Consider the following 16434-nt stretch of genomic DNA (forward strand, 5'->3'; position numbering starts at 1 on the left):
TACCCGATTATGCCGACAGCGATATCGCCGGCAGGTCGAACCAACGCAGGGCCTCGAAGTTCACGGAGACCACGCCGTCGGGCTGTTCGTGCTGCTCGATCGCCTCGACGATGGCGACCGCCTCGCGCAGGTACTCCGCCAGGGCCGACTCCGGTGCCCGCTCGTGGCGCGACGGCCACCGCAGCTCGCCGTCGGCGTCGTAGTGCAGCTCCGACAGCCGCAGCGGCGGTTCGACCAGGCCGTCGCGGTGCTTCCAGAGCCCGGTGTACGGGTCGAAGCGGTACTGCGGCAGCAACGACCAGCCGTGGGTGGCCACGAAGTGCACGGCGTCGACGATGTAGCGCAGCACCGCGTCGGAGATGAAGTAGTTGAAGCTCACCCGCACCCAGCCGGGCTTGATCCCCTCGCAGCCGGCGACGATCTCCCGCTCGAACTGCTGCGAGCGTTCGATGTCGATGCCGAGCAGCCGGTGCCCGTACGGCCCGGCGCACGAGCAGCCGCCCCGCGACTGGATCCCGAACAGGTCGTTGAGCAGCGACACCACGAAGTTGTGATGCAGGTACCGGCCGCCGGGCTTCTTGATTACGAACGACACGATGGACAGGCGGGGCGCGTCCAGGTTGCCGAGGATCTCGATGTTGGGGTTCGTCTTCCACGAGGTGATCGCCTCGCGCAGGAACCACTCCTCGAGCTTCCGGATCGTCTCGGTGCCGACCGCCTGCTTGAGCTGGAACACCAGGCCGGCCCGGATCGACTCGACGATCGCCGGCGTGCCGCCCTCCTCGCGGTGCGCGGCGTCGGCGATGTAATGGTGGTCGGTCGGGTTGACGTAGTCGACGGTGCCGCCGCCGGGCACGGTGGGGACGCGGTTGCGCAGCACCTCGCGCCGCACGACCAGGACCCCCGGCGTCCCCGGCCCGCCGACGAACTTGTGCGGCGAGATGAAGACCGCGTCCTTGTGCTGGCCCGGCCCCGGCCCGTACATCGCCACGTCCACATACGGCGCGGCGGCGGCGAAGTCCCAGAACGACAGCGCGCCGTGCTCGTGCAGCAGCGCCGAGATCGCGTGCGTGTCGCTGACGATCCCGGTCACGTTGGAGGCCGCGGAGAACGACCCGATCTTCAGCGGCCGGTCGGCGTGCCGCGCGAGCTCCGCCCGCAGGCGCGACAGGTCGATGTGACCGTTGTGATCCTCCGGGATGACGACGACATCCGCGATGGACTCCCGCCACGGCAACTCGTTGGAGTGATGCTCGAACGGCCCGATGAACACGACCGGGCGGTCGGCGGGCGGGATGTGCGCCGACAGGCCGTACCGGTCGTCGAGCTCGGCGGGCACCCGCAGCCCCAGGATGTGCACCATCTTGTCGATCGCCGCGGTCGAGCCCGACCCGGTGAAGATGACCACCGTCTCCGCGTCGCCGCCGACCGCGTCGTTGACGATCTGGCGGGCGTCCTCCCGCAGCCGGGTCGTCTGCAGCCCCGTGCCGGAGGACTCGGTGTGGGTGTTGGCGTACCGCGGCAGCACCTCGTCACGGATGAACCGTTCGATGAAGTCCAACGCCCGTCCTGACGCCGTGTAGTCGGCGTATGTCACGCGACGCGCGCCGTACGGCCCCCACATCACCTGGTCGTCACCGATGACGGCGTCGCGGATCCGCTGCAGCAGGGGGCTCTCCATGGCGCCATTATCCGCGCCGCCACTTTCGGGTGGTCAAACCGGAATCGCACAGGCTGTCCGCCCACGCGTACACCCCAATTGTTTAACGTTTCGTCCGAAGGTTCTCAGCGGGCCTTCTCAGCAGACCATGCAGAGTTTGGGGGTAGGGGAAGTTGGTCAGTATTGACCAGTCCGAGCCAACAGACGTCGTCGATCGTCTGCTGTGGCGTGACGCCACCCAGATCCTGAGCCGGCACAACGAGTCGGACGGTGACGGCCAGTGCATCTGGTGTGGGCGGGAGTGGCCGTGCGCGCCGCGCCGCCTCGCTGAGAACGCCGAAGCCGCCTCCCGGCGGCCGTGGAACGAGGCCTGGACCGCCCGGCACGACCTCTACAGCCTGAGGACGATGCCCGACTGGCGGATCGACCTCGGCGCCGCGCAGCGGTCCAGGGGCGGCTGGCATCGCGCCGGCGGCAACCGGGGAACCTTTCTCTAGCACGATCGTTGATCTCAGCGGTGACCCCGGCGCGCCCGCCACGCTCCCCGGTCACCGCGACACAAAGACCCGCCCGGGCACGGTTGTCGGCATGCCTCCGCCGACTCCGAACGCCTCCGGCCAGGCGTCCTCCCCAGGGATCGGGCGGGTCTACACGGCAGGCGAGGGCACACGTTCGTGGTTCCCCCGCATATCGCGATGGTGTGCCCTCGCCTGCCAAAACCCCGGGACCTGATCTCCCACCTCGTGTCCGTCGGACGCCGGCGGTTTCCGCCCGGTTCACCCGGCCACGATCGGATCGTTCCTCATGCGGGGGAAGAGCATCATCGCGTCATGCCTGGCGGCCGCACTGATCGCGGCGGCCGTCCCGGGCACCGCCCGGGCAGCCGTGCCGCACCAGCGCATCGCCGGCACTGGATCGTCGTACGCGGCCAACGCCATCAATGCCTGGGTCGCCCAGGGGCAGCTGCGGGGCCTGCAGGCCGACTACACGCCGACCGGCTCGGCCTCCGGACGCAAGGACTTCGCCGTACAGGTGACCGACTTCGGCGTCTCCGACCTGCCGTTCCGCGGCGTCGACCCGATGACGGGCCAGCGTGACGACGCGCAGGGCCGGCCGTACGCTTACGCGCCGCTGGTCGCGGGTGCGGTCACCTTCCCGTACCAGCTGCGGGTGGGCGGCCAGCTGGTGCGCGACGTGCGGCTGTCGGGCCTGACCCTGGCGAAGATCTTCCTCGGTCAGATCACGAACTGGAACGATCCGCTGATCACCGCCGACAACGGGCGGCAGCTGCCGTGGCTGCCCATCATCGTCGTCGTGCACGCGGAGGCCTCCGGCGTGACGGCCCAGCTCACCGCGTACATCGCGAAGCAGTTCCCGAGCCTGTGGCAGGAGTACAGCGGCACGTCGGTGTACACCGAGTACTTCCCGACCACGCCGAGGACCGGTACCCGCCCGCGGCCCCTCGCCGTCAGCGGCTCCGACGGCGTGATGAACACGGTCAGGGCCGGCTCCAGCAACGGCGCCATCGGCTACGACGAGTACACCTACGCGCTCGCCGCCGGCTCCCCGGTCGCGAAGGTCGGCAACGCGGCCGGCTACTTCATCGCGCCGGACCCGCTGAACGTCAGCCTCTCGCTGACCCGGGCGACCCTGAACCCGGACCTGACTGCGAACCTCGACGCCGTCTACGCCTTCGACGACCCCCGGGTGTACCCGTTGTCCGGGTACACGTACCTGATCCTGCCCACCGGCGCCGACGACGCGCGGATGACCACCGCCAAGCGGCAGACGCTCGTCGACTTCTTCGCCTACACGGCGTGCGCCGGGCAGGCCGGCATCAGCCCGCTGGGCTACGCGCCGCTGCCGCTGAACCTGGTCCGGGCCCAGTTCGACCAGCTCAGAAAGCTGCACGACGCCGACCCGGCGGTCGACGTGAGCACCCTGGACCCGGCGAACTGCGCCAACCCGACCTTCATCCCGGGCGACCTCACCCGTGACCTGCTCGGCGAGATCGTCCCGATGCCGCAGGGCGGCCCGGCCCTGCCGCCCGGCACGGTGCCGGTGGAGGCACAGAACGACACCGCGCCCTACGCGGGCAGCGTCGGCATCAGCGTGGCACTCGGCACGCGGGTGTCGCTGACCCAGGTCGACCCGGCGGCCCCGGGCGGGCACCCGGCGCAGGCCACCGACCCGACCGGCCACCGCCACGCGTGGGTCTTCGAGGGCGCCCTCGACGGCGTCGCGGTCCTCGACACCCGCCCGCCGCAGCCCGGCTGGACGGTGACCGGCCAGGCCACCGACATGGTCAACGGCGCCACGACGGTGGCCGCCCGCAACGTCGGCTGGTCGCCCACCCTGGTCACGACCGGCAGTGACGCGGAGGGCACAGTCGCCCCCGGTGCGACGGTGCCCCCGGCCCTGCAGGACGCGACGAGCCCGGGCCTGTCGGAGGCGGGCGTCCTGGCCAGGGCCGCCCCGGGCACGGGCCTCGGCGTCCAGCAGGTCGGCGCCACAATGCGCCTGTGGATGCCCGACACCTCCCCGAAGGGCCACTACACCGGCATGCTGACCCTGACCCTCATCAGCGCCTGACCCGGAGTGTTCAGTCGGTGGGGCGGGACACGTACGCGGTCCAGGCGTCGACGGCCTCCTGGAGGTCCACCGTGCCAGCTCGGATGCGACAGCGGCGTTTGTGCAGGCCGGGTACCGTCGCGGCCGTGCCGGATCACGCAGACCTTCCTGAGTTGCCGCAAAACGCAGCCCTCCTTGAGCATCTGCGTCCCAACGCGAGCCCCGCAAAGGGTCCATGGGCGCTCGGGGCGTGGAACTTGCGTGCGCACCCTGACCTGCTGGAGCGGTTGGAGAACCTGGCGCCAGGCCAAACGGTGCACTCGGCATATGTCCGGACCCGAGAGGGCGCGCCGTCTGTCGGAACTCATCCGAGTCGCGCTCGACCACGTCAGCTCGCTCGCGCCGTAGTCGATGATCGCCAAGAGCATCCCGCACGGCCCGCTCAATGAACTGGCCCCGGCAGCAGGAAGCCCTGCGGTCGAGGCCAGATCGTTGTCGGAGGCTACTGGGCGGTCGAGGGCATGGAGCCGACGCCGATGGGGCAGGTCATGCCGTTGGGGCCGTGGTTGCAGTAGCCGTACGGGTTCTTGACGTCCGACAGGTACTGCTGGTGGTAGTCCTCGGCGTAGTAGAACGGGCCCGCCGGGGCGATCTCGGTGGTGATCTCGCCCTTGCCGGCGGCGCGGACGACCGGGGCGAACGCCTCCCTGGACGCGGCGGCCGTGGTCGCCTGGGCCGGGGTGGTCGTGTAGATCGCCGAGCGGTACTGGGTGCCGACGTCGTTGCCCTGGGCCATGCCCTGGGTCGGGTCGTGGTTCTCCCAGAACGCCTTGAGCAGGGTCTCGTAGGAGACCTTCAGCGGGTCGTAGACGACCTGGACGGCCTCGGTGTGGCCGGTCCTGCCGGAGCAGGTCTCCTCATACGTCGGGTTGGTGGTGAAGCCGCCCTGGTAGCCGACGGCGGTGGAGTGGACGCCGGGGATGCGCCAGAAGATGCGCTCCGCGCCCCAGAAACAGCCCATCCCGAAATACGCGACCTCCAGGCCGGCCGGCCAGGGTCCGCGCAGCGGGGTGCCGAGGACGGTGTGGGTCGCGGCGACCGGCATCTCGATGTCGCGGCCGGCCAGGGCGGTCTCGGCGGTGGGCAGGTCGAGCGGCTTGCGGGACCACGGGAACACGATCAGCTCCTATACAACTTGAGGTGCTTGGGCTCAAGTCTGCCTCGGAAAATGCCCGGCGGCCTTATGAAGACATTACGGCCGCGATCCGGGTCGCGAAGTCCTTCGCCTCGTCGTCGGAGTCGTACTTCGTGCGGGGCCAGAAGAAGCCGCGCAGGCCGTCGCCCTTGGTCCGGGGCACGACGTGCGTGTGCAGGTGCGGCACGCTCTGCGACACCTTGTTGTTGATCGCCACGAAGGTCCCGCCGGCGCCCAGCCCGGTCTCGACCGCGCCGGCGAGGAGGCGGACAAAGGAGAAATATCCGGCAACGTCGTCGACGGGCAGATCGGTCAGCGTCACCACGTGGGTGCGCGGCACCACCAGCACGTGACCCTTGAAGACCGGACGGATGTCCAGGAAGGCAACCGTCGAGGGTGTGGACGCGACCACGAACCCCGGCGCCTCACCCGACGCGATCGTGCAGAAAAGACAGCCCGCCACCCGGCTCACGATATCCCCCACTATGGTCGGTCCATGACGCACGGCTTCGAGACCCTCGCCATCCACGCCGGCCAGGAGCCGGACCCCGCCACCGGCGCGGTGGTCCCGCCGATCTTCCAGACCAGCACGTACGCGCAGGACGCGGTGGGCCACCCCCGCCGCGGCTACGAGTACAGCAGGACCACCAACCCGACCCGCGACGCGCTGCAGGAGTGCCTCGCCGCGATCGAGGGCGGCCGCAAGGCCCTGGCCTTCGCCTCCGGGCTCGCCGCCGAGGACACGCTGCTGCGCACGGTGTGCCAGCCGGGCGACCACGTGGTCATCCCCGACGACGCCTACGGCGGCACCTACCGGCTGTTCTCGAAGGTCGCCCAGCGCTGGGGCCTGGAGTTCACGCCGGCGTCGATCCACAGCGTCGACGCGGTCCGGGACGCGATGACGGACCGCACGAAGATCGTGTGGCTGGAGACGCCGACCAACCCGCTGCTCGGCATCGCCGACATCGCCGCGCTCGCGCAGGTCGCCCACGACCGGGGCGCGCTGCTGGTGGTCGACAACACGTTCGCCTCGCCCTACCTGCAGCAGCCGCTGCACCTGGGCGCCGACGTGGTGGTGCACTCGACCACGAAGTACATCGGCGGGCACTCCGACGTCGTCGGCGGCGCGCTGGTCGGCATCGACGACGAGCTGCTGGGGCGGCTCGCGTTCCACCAGAACGCGATGGGCGCGATCTGCGGCCCGTTCGACGCGTGGCTGACGATGCGCGGCATCAAGACCCTCGGCGTGCGCATGGACCGGCACTGCGACAACGCCGAGAAGGTCGTGGAGTTCCTGTCCAGGAACAAGGCCGTGCGCCAGGTGCTGTACCCGGGCCTGCCCGAACACCACGGGCACGAGATCGCGGCGAAGCAGATGAAGCGCTTCGGCGGCATGGTGAGCTTCCGGGCCGCCGGCGGCGAGGAGGCGGCCGTGGACATCTGCAACCGGGCGAAGCTGTTCGTCCTCGGCGAGTCCCTCGGCGGCGTCGAGTCGCTGATCGAGCACCCGGGCCGGATGACCCACGCGAGCGCCGCCGGCTCGCCGCTGGAGGTCCCCGGCGACCTCGTCCGGTTGTCCGTCGGTATCGAGACGATCGACGATCTTCTCGCCGATCTGGAGCAGGCCCTCGCTCGTTGAGACACTGAACGCCCATCGGCCGGAAGGTGTTTCAGATGCTGCACCGCTCCACCACCTGGGTCGGCACCACCGCGCGGGAGATCGCCCGCGCGGTGCGCCGCGGTGACACGTCCGCCACTGAGGTCGTCGCCGACCACCTCGACTCGATCCGCGCGTATGACCGGGTCGTCGGCGCGTTCCGGCAGGTGCGCGCCGGTGAGGCGATCGCCGAGGCGGAGATCGTCGACGACCAGCCGGAGCTGCGCAACCTGCCCCTGGCCGGGGTGCCGATCGCGGTCAAGGAGAACATCGCGGTCACCGGCCTGCCGACCTGGAACGGCTCGGCGGCCGCCCGCGGGCCCGTGGCCGAGCACGACCACGAGGTCGTGCGGCGGCTGCGCGGCGCGGGCGCGATCGTCGTCGGCGTGACGAAGATGCCGGAGCTGGGCATCTGGGCGCTCACCGACGACGCCGACGGGATCACCCGCAACCCGTGGCGCACGGACCGGACCCCCGGCGGCTCGTCGGGCGGTTCCGCCGCCGCGGTCGCCGCCGGGCTGGTGCCGATCGCGCACGGCAACGACGGGCTCGGCTCGATCCGGATCCCCGCCGCCTGCTGCGGGCTCGTCGGGCTGAAGCCGGGCCGGGGCGTGGTCCCCGCCGGGATCGGCGCCAACGACTGGCACGGCCTGGCCGAGAACGGCATCCTCGCCACCACCGTCGGCGACGCGTCGCTGGGCTTCTCGGTGCTCGCCGGCCGTACCCCGGAAGCCCTGAAAACCCCGGGCAGGCTGCGGATCGCGGTGTCCTCGCGCAGCCCGGCCGCCGGCGTGTTCCCCGACGCGGGCGCACGCAAGGGACTCAGCGACGCCGGCCGCCTGCTGCTCGGCCTCGGCCACGACGCGGTGCGGGCCGACCCGGCCTATCCGCCGGTGCTCGCCGCGAAGGTCCTCGCCACCTGGTTCGCCGGCGCCCACGTCGACGCCGCCGACCTCGACGTGTCCCGGCTGCAGCCGCGCACCCGCCGCCACGCGCAGCTCGGCGAGCGGGCCCTCCGGCGCGGCCTGGTCAAGGCCGCCGACCGCGACGAGTGGCGGGAACGCTGCCACAACTGGTTCCTCGGCCGCGGCTTCGACGTGCTCGTCACCCCGGCCCTCGCCACCGCGCCGCCGCGTGCCGGGCGCTGGTCGGAGCGCTCCTGGTCGGCCAACATGCTGGTCAACGCCCGATACGCGCCCTACAGCGCGCCGTGGAACTTCGCCGGCTTCCCCGCGATCGTGGTCCCGGTCGGGGTCCGCGCCGACGGCCTGCCGGTCGCGGTCCAGTTCGTCGGGCCGCCCGGCACCGAGCTGCTGCTGCTCGCGCTCGCCGGGCAGGTCGAGCAGGCCGCGCCGTGGCGCCGGCACGCGCCCGGCTGGCCGCGCATGGCCGCCCGGCGGTAGCGGTGCGGCAGATCAGGGCGATCTCGAGCTGGGCGACCGCGGCGATGCTGACCGTCGCCGCGGCGGCCCTCACCCACCTGTGCACGGCGTTCCTGCCCCTGGTGGACATCTGGGCCGCGCACCGCCCGGGCAGTGACGTGGGTGCCGTGCGGCTCACCGGGTGGGTCGTGCTCGCCACCACGGTGCTCATCGCGTGGGCGGTGTTCACCGGCTGGGCCCGCCGGGCACGGTCGAACCTGGTCGCGTTCGGCATCCGTACCACATCCGCAATGCCGCTCATGGACGTCGCGGTCGGCAGCGTCGGCCGCGCACCGGCCCTGCGTCGCAGCATGCGGGTGCTCACGTGGCTGTGGTGGCTGAGCCTGCTGGCCGCGCTGGCCGCCGTGGCGCTCGGCGTGCTCGCCGGCCTGGACAACCTGCGCGAGATCGCCGACGTGCGCGACCGGGTCGCCGCCGGGGGGACCGTCGACGGGGCGCTGGTGTCGCACCTGTTCGGCCGGCAGCTGCTGCTGCGCCTGCCGGGGGCGGCGCTGAGCGTCGTCGCGGCCGTGTTCGCGCTGGTGCTGATCGCCAGGGTGACCAGCGCGCAGTACGGCCGCGTCGCCCGCATCCGGGGCGCCGCCGTGACCCGGGCGACCCTGCCGGCATTGCGCGCAGGCGATGAGGACTGGACGGTGGTGCTGCCGGTCGCGGTGGGTGGCACGATCAGGGAATGACTGAACTCGCGTCTGGGCTCGTGACGCTCGCTGACATCGAAGCGGCACGTGACCTGCTCTCCGGCGTGATCCGCCGGACGCCGGTCGAGCCCAACCGGCCCCTCACCGCGAAGCTCGGCGGCCCAGCCTGGCTCAAGTGCGAAAACCTGCAGCGTGCCGGGTCGTTCAAGGTCCGCGGCGCCTACGTGCGGATCTCCCGCCTCAGCGACGACGAACGGCGCCGGGGCGTGGTCGCGGCCAGCGCCGGCAACCACGCGCAGGGTGTCGCCCTCGCCGCCGGCCTGCTCGGCACCACCAGCACCGTCTTCATGCCGGTCGGCGCGCCACTGCCCAAGATCGCCGCCACGAAGGGCTACGGCGCCACGGTCCAGTTCGCCGGATCGTCGGTCGACGAGGCCCTCGTCGCCGCGCACCAGTTCGCGGAGCAGACCGGGGCGGTGCTGATCCACCCCTTCGACCACCTCGACATCATCGCCGGCCAGGGCACCCTCGGCCTGGAGCTGATCGAGCAGCTGCCCGACGTGCGGACCATCGTCACCGGCATGGGCGGCGGCGGCCTCATCTCCGGGCTGGCCGTCGCGGTCAAGGCGCTGCGTCCCGACGTGCGGATCATCGGGGTGCAGGCGGCCGGCGCCGCCGCCTTCCCGGAGTCGCTGCGCGCCGGGCGCCCGGTCCGGCTCGCCGCGCTGGGCACGATCGCCGACGGCATCGCGGTCGGCCGCCCCGGCGACCTGACGTTCGCGCACGTCAGCAAGCTCGTCGACGAGGTCGTCACGGTCACCGACGAGGACATCTCCCGGGCGCTGCTGATGCTGCTCGAGCGCGGCAAGACCGTCGTCGAGCCGGCCGGCAGCGTCGGCGTCGCGGCACTGCTCGCCGGTGTCGTCCAGGTCGAGACGCCGGTCGCGGCGGTGCTGTCCGGCGGCAACATCGACCCGATGCTCATGCTGCGGGTGATCGAGCACGGCCTCGCCGCCGCCGGCCGCTACCTGGCCTTCACCGTCCGCTGCGGCGACCGCCCCGGGCACCTGGCGAAGATCCTCGCGCAGATCGCCGAGCACGGCGCCAACGTCGTCGACGTCGCGCACCGCCGGCAGGACCCGCGGCTGCAGCTCGGCGAGGTCGAGATCCACCTGTCGGTGGAGACACGCGGCTCCGAACACTCCGACCGTCTCGTCAACGCGCTCCGTTCGGCTGGATACACGGTGACGTTCGGCGCGTAGAAGATCAATGTGACCTTCGGCCTCGGTTGGCTCGACCGCATCGCGCACCGCTCCGCCCGCCGCCACACCCTCGCCACCTTCGAGGCTTTCAGCGGCGGCGCCCATCGCACCGGGACGGCCGGCGCCGGCGTGCTGTTGGTCTCGTCGCTCCTGTTGTACGGCCTGATGCTGGCCCTGCTCGCCACCGGGATCTGGCTGTGCACGATCTCGGTCCCCGGCGTCGTTGCCGGCCTGCTGGTGATCGGTATCGCGGTCCTGCTGCGCCCCCGGTTCGGCCGGGTGCCGAAGTACGCGACCGAGGTCACCGCGTCGGCGGCGCCGCAGTTGCACGCGCTGGTCCGGGAGGCGGCCACGGCGGTCGGCGCGCCGGTGCCGCGGATCTACGTGGAAGGCGACGCGTTCGACGCGGCGGCCGGCATGGTCGGCCTGCGCCGGCGTCCGGTCCTGGTGCTGGGCCTGCCGTTGTGGAACGCGCTGCCGCGGCAGTCGCGGATGGCGTTGCTGGGCCACGAGCTCGGCCACTTCGTCAACGGCGACCCGCGCCGCCGCCTGCTGACCCAGCCGTCGCTGACCAGCCTGGCCGAGCTCGACGCCCTGCTGGAGCCCGAGTCCGCCCGGGAGACCGCCGGCTGGACGGAGGGGTTCCTCGTCATGTGGGTCGTCCGGCCGCTGCTGAACCTGGTCAAGCTGCTGCTGCGGGCCCTGCTCTGGGCGCCCAGGACCGCGCTTGCCGTGCTGGTGCTGCGGGAAGGGCAGCGGGCGGAATACCGGGCCGACCTGGTCGCGGCGCGGATGGCCGGTCGCGCGGCGGCCGTCGATCTGTTCGACACGCTCGTGGTCATGGACAGCCTGGCGATGCTGATCATGCGGGACGCCAGGGCCGGTCGGCCGGTCGCCGAATGGCCGCAGACCACCCTGCAGCTGCTCGCGGAGGTCCGTCCGCAGCTGGCCGTGCGGCGCGAGGCCGCGACGCTCCGCGAGACCACGCTGTTCGCCAGCCACCCGCCGTCGGGGCTGCGGGCGCGGCTGATCGAGGCGACCGCCGGCGAGTCGGCGGCGGTGGTGCTCGACCCGGCGCGCAACGAACGGATCGACGCCGAGCTGGCGAAGTACAGTGCCAGCTCGGCGCGGACCCTCAGGGCGTTGTGAGCCTCAGCCGCCGAACGGCTCGAACTTGATGATCTTCACCTTGATCTGAGCGCCGTTCGGGGCGGTGTACTTCACCTGGTCACCCTTTTTCGCGCCGAGGATCGCCTTGCCCAACGCGGACTCGGGGCTGTAGACGGTGAGATCCGTCGTCGCCGCGATCTCCCGGGAACCCAGCAGGAACGTCTCGCTGTCGTCCTCGTCGTCGTCGAACTGGATCGTCACGACGGTGCCGGGCGCGACCTTGTTGCTCGTCGGCGCCTCGCCGACGACCGCCTTGCGCAGGAACTCCTTCAGGTACAGGATGCGGCCCTCGGCCTTGCCCTGCTCCTCGCGGGCGGCGTGGTAGCCGCCGTTCTCGCGCAGGTCGCCCTCTTCGCGGCGTGCGTTGATCTCCGCGGCGATCGCCGGCCGGTTGGCGATGTGCTCGTCCAGCTCGGCCTGCAGCCGGTCATATGCTTCCTGCGACAGCCAGGTTGTCCCCTGGTCGCCGTCGGTCGTCGACACTGAAGATCTCCTTAACGGGCACGCTCGGTCAAACCACCAACGTACCAGTGAGCCGCATCACCACCGGTATGGAAAATGCCGGGTGCTCAGCGGCTTCGGTGCGGGCCGCACGCCGGGACCTCCACGGTGACCGGCCGGTCGCTGGTCGCCAGGCGGTAGGTGACCAGCGCCTCGGGGCCTTTCGGGACGTCGACCTCGGCCAGCCCGACCTCCTCGCCGCTGGCCGAGCGGGCCCGGACCCGGCAGGTGGCCTCCTTGTCGGCGTCCTTGCGGACCACGAAGTCGACGGTGATGCCGTCGTCGCTGATCGCGTAGAAGCGCTGGACCTGAGGCTCGTACTCCTGCGGCCCGTACTGCTGGAACAGCTTGACCGCGATGAGGAGCCCGGCGACCGCTGCGACGGCGGCGACGAGGGCGACCAGCCAGGTGCGGCGCGGCCGGGGCTCCCGGCGGCGGCCGTAGCGGCCCGGCGGGTACTTGGCTGTGGCGTGCGTCTCGGTCACGGGAAGGTGGTCCTCGTCGTTTCGTCGGAGGTACCGACCACAATAGGGTCGTAACCCGGGGCGCCCCGGCAGCGGGGTTGACGGACACCTTGAGGAGAGCTCGTGAGCGAGCAACTGCGATTGATGGCGGTGCACGCGCATCCCGACGACGAGTCGAGCAAGGGCGCGGCCGCGACGGCGCGCTATGCCGCGGAGGGCGTCGAGGTGCTGGTCGTCACGTGCACCGGCGGCGAGCGCGGCAGCGTGCTCAACCCGAAGCTGGACCGGCCCGATGTCTGGGAGAACATCGCGACCATCCGCCGCGCCGAGATGGACCGGGCGCGCGAGATCCTCGGGGTCGACCAGGCGTGGCTGGGCTTCGTCGACTCCGGATATCCGGAGGGTGACCCGCTGCCGCCGTTGCCCGAGGGCTGCTTCGGGCTGATGGATCCCGAGGAGGCGGCGGCGCCGCTGGTCGAGCTGATCCGCTCGTTCCGCCCGCACGTGATCACCACGTATGACGAGGAGGGCGGCTATCCGCACCCCGACCACGTCATGACCCACAAGGTGAGCATGGTGGCGTTCGAGGCGGCCGGCGACGCGACCCGCTATCCGGACAAGGGCGAGCCGTGGCAGCCGCTGAAGCTCTACTACAACATGGGCTGGTCCCGGGTCCGCATGCTCGCCCTGCACGAGGCGATGATCGAGGCCACCGGCGAGTCGCCGTATACGGAATGGATGAAGCAGTGGGAGGACCGGCCCGACAAGGCCGACCGGGTCACCACCCGCGTGCCGTGCGGCGAGTTCTTCGAGGCCCGTGACGACGCGCTGCGGGCGCACGCCACCCAGGTCGACCCGGACGGCTTCTGGTTCGCGGTCCCGCTCAACATCCAGCAGAAGGTGTGGCCCACCGAGGACTATGAGCTGGTGAAGTCGCACGTGGACACCCGCACCCCGGAAGACGATCTTTTCGCGGGCGTAAGGTAGCGGTATGCACGCCCTGCAGATTCTCGCCGAGAACAACTTCGGGGACACCCGCTCGGGCGGTTTGGCCGGTCCGATGGGGCTGCTCATCATCGTGCTGCTCGCGATCGCGACGGTGTTGTTGATCCGCAACATGAGCGCCCGGATCCGCCGCCTTCCCGCGGAGTTCCCGGATCCCGACAAACCCGCCACCTCGGCCGACGAGCCTGACCTCGGCGACCGGTCGGAGCCAGAATCGCGGCGCTGACCACTGTTGTGCCTTTCTTCCGTGCTTTAGCCTTCACGGGGTGCGCGTTCCTTTCGCCGGACGCGTCTCCCTGTGCGGCAGGGAAGGGGGGCAAATGGTGGACACCCCGTTTGTCCGCATATCTGCTCACGCTACGCAGGCGGGCCACCGCTTAGCGTCATTGTCGGCCATCGATTCGGCGTATCGATGAGACCCGTTCCGGCGCGGCTCGCCGCCGCCGTCGCGTCCGCCGCTGCCGCCAGCGCGGTCCTCGCCGCGTTCCTGACCGCCGGGTTCCCGGCGACGCCGTATGCCGCTTCCACCTCCGCCGGTGTGCTCGCCGCCGTCGCGGCGGGCTTCGGCGTCGTGGTCCTCGCGCAGCTCGCCCGCCTGAAGGTGCGCGCCGGTGCCGGGCATGCCACCCTCGCCTGGGGCGAGGCGGCGATGGTCGTGCTGTGCGTCAACCTGCCGGCCGCGACGATCCCGCTGGTCGTCCTCGCCGGCGTCGCCGTGTCGCACGCCATCCTGCGCGGCGTCGACGCCCGGGCCGGCCGCGTCCGCACCCTCCGCGACCTGCTCTACAGCGTCTCCGCGCTGACCGTCGCCGGCACCCTCGCCGCCGCGACCACCGTCCTCGTCCAGCCGGTCCACGACGTCCCCCTGTCCCCGCGGGGCATCGTCGCCCTGTGCGCCGGCGCGCTGGTGTACTGCGTCGTCGCGATCGGCCTGGTCGCCGCGCACGTCGCGACCACCCGCGGCGGCCGGCCCGCCACCGTCGCCGTCGAGCTGCTGCGCGGCAAGCTCCTCATGGTCGTCGGCAACATCGCGGTCGGCCTGGTCGTCGTCTGGACCTGCTTCACCGATGCCCTCCTGCTGCTGCTCCTGCCGCCCGTGCTGTGGCTGCTCCAGCAGCTCTACGCCAGCCGCCTCGGCGAACGCGAGGAGCGCCACACCTGGCACGAGTTCGCCGAGGCGACCCGCGACCTCAACGGGCTCGACGTGCGCGGCACCGCCGACGCCGGCATCGAGGGCGCCCGGCGCCTCTTCGGCGTCACCGGCGCGCGGGTGATCCTGGCCGACGGCACCGTCTTCGGCGAGACACCGGCCGGCGCCGCGGTCGTGCATGCCCTGGCCGTCGGCACGGTTGCCGTCGGTGACCTCCACCTGACCGGCCTCGGCCGGCTGCGGTCCCGCAACCAGCGGATGCTCGACGCCTTCGGCGACGCCCTCGCCGCCGCGCTGCACGACGCGATCACCCAGGACGAGCTGCGCACGATGAGCGAGCGCACCACGTACGACGCGGTCCACGACCCGCTCACCGGCCTGTTCAACCGGGCGGCGCTGCTGTCGCGGGGCAACGCCATGCTGCGCCGCCGCGGTCCCGACGACCCCGTCGCGATGCTGCTGCTGGACATCAACGACTTCAAAGAGGTCAACAACGCCCTCGGCCACGCCGCCGGCGACGAGGTGCTGCGCGTCATCGCCGGCCGGGTCGCCGAGGCCGGCAACGCCGGCGACCTGCTCGCCCGGCTCGGCGGCGACGAGTTCGCGCTGCTCATCACCGACCTCGACACCGGCGGCGCCGACCTCGCCCTCGCCGCGGCGGTGGAGCGGGCCCGCAAGCTGGGCGCGCAGATCGCCGTGCCGATGCGGATCGACGGGGTGCTGCTGTCGAAGGAACCGTCGATCGGCGTGGTCGTCGCCGCGGCCGGTGAGGTCGACCTCACCGAGCTCCTGCGCCGCGCCGACATCGCCATGTACCAGGCGAAGCGCGCCGTCCAGCCGGTCGCCTGGTACGACGCCGGCCGCGACGACGCCAGCACCGACCGCCTCGCACTGCTCGCCGAACTGCGCGAGGCGCTGCAGGCCGAGGGGCAGCTCACCGTCGAGCTGCAGCCCGCCGTGTCCCTCGCCGCCGGCGCCCAGCAGATCACCGGCGTCGAGGCCCTCATCCGGTGGAAGCATCCGCGCCGCGGCCGGCTCGCCCCCGACCAGTTCCTGCCGGTCGTGGAGGCCAGTGAGCTGATGGGCCCGCTGACCAGGTGGGTCCTGGACCGGGCCATCGGCCTGGCGTCCGGCTGGCGCCGCGCCGGGCTGGCCGTGCCGGTGTCGGTCAACATCTCCGCCCGCAGCCTGCTGGAGCGGCAGCTGCCCGAGACGATCAGCGACCTGCTGACCCGGCACCGGCTGCCCGCCGAGCTGCTCGTCCTGGAGATCACCGAGACGGTGATGCTGTCGAAGTCGCCGGTCATCGACGACGTCCTCGCCCGGGTCCGGCGCCTCGGCGTCCAGCTCGCCGTCGACGACTTCGGCACCGGGTTCTCGTCGTTCACGGTGCTCACGCGGCTGCCCGTGCAGGAGGTGAAGATCGACCGGGAGTTCGTCGCCCAGATGATCGACTCCTCGAAGGCCGAGGCGATCGTCCGGGCCACCGTCGAGCTCGCGCTCCGGCTCAACCTGCGCATCGTCGCCGAGGGCGTGGAGAACCCGGACCAGCGCGCCGCCCTGGCCGCGCTGGGCTGCACGTCCGCGCAGGGATTCCTGTTCCATCCGCCCATGTCCGCCGACCGGCTGGCCGCCGTGCTGCGCGAACGCCGCCAGGTGCAGCGCCGTCACCTGCGCGCCGAGGGAGCCGGCTAGCCGTCCGTTGCCGCCCCCCGGCGC

The 16434-nt window shown here is 71.8% G+C and carries 15 protein-coding genes; 10 read left to right on the plus strand and 5 right to left on the minus strand.

All coding sequences use genetic code 11. The features are described from left to right. Positions 1 to 7: 7 nt before the first annotated feature. Positions 8 to 1681, minus strand: coding sequence for an aminotransferase class V-fold PLP-dependent enzyme (locus AB0K00_RS10650; RefSeq protein ID WP_363518444.1), 1674 nt, complete (start codon positions 1679 to 1681; stop codon positions 8 to 10). Positions 1682 to 1833: 152 nt separating this feature from the next. On the opposite strand from AB0K00_RS10650, the gene AB0K00_RS10655 reads away from it, so the two are divergent. Continuing rightward, a complete protein-coding gene (locus AB0K00_RS10655) occupies positions 1834 to 2157 on the plus strand; it encodes a hypothetical protein (RefSeq protein ID WP_363518446.1) in 324 nt (107 codons plus the stop codon). A 307-nt stretch (positions 2158 to 2464) separates the two neighbouring features. Next, positions 2465 to 4252 (plus strand): substrate-binding domain-containing protein, encoded by a 1788-nt coding sequence (locus AB0K00_RS10660; protein WP_363518448.1) that lies wholly within the window; start codon positions 2465 to 2467, stop codon positions 4250 to 4252. Between the two features lie 481 nt (positions 4253 to 4733). On the opposite strand, the gene msrA is transcribed toward AB0K00_RS10660, so the two are convergent. Both msrA and AB0K00_RS10670 read right to left on the minus strand, forming a co-directional pair. After that, positions 4734 to 5336: a peptide-methionine (S)-S-oxide reductase MsrA gene (gene msrA / locus AB0K00_RS10665; protein WP_363518972.1), complete on the minus strand. Its 603-nt coding sequence runs from the start codon at positions 5334 to 5336 to the stop codon at positions 4734 to 4736. Positions 5337 to 5472: 136 nt separating this feature from the next. After that, complete coding sequence (locus tag AB0K00_RS10670; protein WP_363518450.1) at positions 5473 to 5889, minus strand: HIT family protein; 417 nt, start codon at positions 5887 to 5889, stop codon at positions 5473 to 5475. Between the two features lie 33 nt (positions 5890 to 5922). Here AB0K00_RS10670 and AB0K00_RS10675 point away from each other — a divergent pair, with 33 nt between their 5' ends. From AB0K00_RS10675 to AB0K00_RS10695, 5 genes are read left to right on the plus strand one after another with little or no spacing between them, the layout of a single operon-like run. After that, positions 5923 to 7065 carry a cystathionine gamma-synthase gene (locus AB0K00_RS10675; RefSeq protein WP_363518452.1) on the plus strand — a complete coding sequence of 381 codons (1143 nt, stop codon included), beginning with the start codon at positions 5923 to 5925 and terminating at the stop codon, positions 7063 to 7065. 35 nt (positions 7066 to 7100) lie between these two features. Next, positions 7101 to 8486 carry an amidase family protein gene (locus AB0K00_RS10680; protein WP_363518454.1) on the plus strand — a complete coding sequence of 462 codons (1386 nt, stop codon included), beginning with the start codon at positions 7101 to 7103 and terminating at the stop codon, positions 8484 to 8486. A 2-nt stretch (positions 8487 to 8488) separates the two neighbouring features. Beyond that, complete coding sequence (locus AB0K00_RS10685) at positions 8489 to 9202, plus strand: hypothetical protein (RefSeq protein ID WP_363518456.1); 714 nt, start codon at positions 8489 to 8491, stop codon at positions 9200 to 9202. Beyond that, the gene (gene ilvA / locus AB0K00_RS10690) at positions 9199 to 10425 is read left to right on the plus strand and encodes a threonine ammonia-lyase (RefSeq protein ID WP_363518458.1); all 1227 of its coding nucleotides are present in this window, start codon (positions 9199 to 9201) and stop codon (positions 10423 to 10425) included. Before AB0K00_RS10685 ends, ilvA begins: the two co-directional genes overlap by 4 nt. Positions 10426 to 10434: 9 nt before the next feature. Beyond that, on the plus strand, positions 10435 to 11574 hold the full coding sequence (locus AB0K00_RS10695; protein WP_363518460.1) for a M48 family metallopeptidase: 1140 nt from the start codon (positions 10435 to 10437) through the stop codon (positions 11572 to 11574). 3 nt (positions 11575 to 11577) lie between these two features. Here the strand turns inward: AB0K00_RS10695 and greA are convergent, their stop codons facing one another. Together greA and AB0K00_RS10705 are read right to left on the minus strand one after the other, a co-directional pair. Beyond that, positions 11578 to 12078 carry a transcription elongation factor GreA gene (greA, locus tag AB0K00_RS10700; RefSeq protein ID WP_363518462.1) on the minus strand — a complete coding sequence of 167 codons (501 nt, stop codon included), beginning with the start codon at positions 12076 to 12078 and terminating at the stop codon, positions 11578 to 11580. Between the two features lie 86 nt (positions 12079 to 12164). Next, positions 12165 to 12581, minus strand: coding sequence for a DUF4307 domain-containing protein (locus AB0K00_RS10705; protein WP_363518464.1), 417 nt, complete (start codon positions 12579 to 12581; stop codon positions 12165 to 12167). Positions 12582 to 12683: 102 nt separating this feature from the next. Here AB0K00_RS10705 and mca point away from each other — a divergent pair, with 102 nt between their 5' ends. The 3 genes from mca (at position 12684) to AB0K00_RS10720 (ending at position 16410) form a co-directional block, all read left to right on the plus strand. Beyond that, positions 12684 to 13547, plus strand: a complete 864-nt coding sequence (gene mca / locus AB0K00_RS10710) for a mycothiol conjugate amidase Mca (RefSeq protein ID WP_363518465.1) — start codon at positions 12684 to 12686, stop codon at positions 13545 to 13547. Positions 13548 to 13551: 4 nt separating this feature from the next. Further along, positions 13552 to 13791, plus strand: a complete 240-nt coding sequence (locus AB0K00_RS10715; RefSeq protein ID WP_363518467.1) for a hypothetical protein — start codon at positions 13552 to 13554, stop codon at positions 13789 to 13791. Between the two features lie 186 nt (positions 13792 to 13977). Further along, positions 13978 to 16410 (plus strand): bifunctional diguanylate cyclase/phosphodiesterase, encoded by a 2433-nt coding sequence (locus AB0K00_RS10720; RefSeq protein WP_363518469.1) that lies wholly within the window; start codon positions 13978 to 13980, stop codon positions 16408 to 16410. Positions 16411 to 16434 lie beyond the last annotated feature (24 nt).

The sequence above is a fragment of the Dactylosporangium sp. NPDC049525 genome (genome assembly GCF_040676755.1).
Taxonomy (GTDB): Bacteria; Actinomycetota; Actinomycetes; order Mycobacteriales; family Micromonosporaceae; genus Dactylosporangium.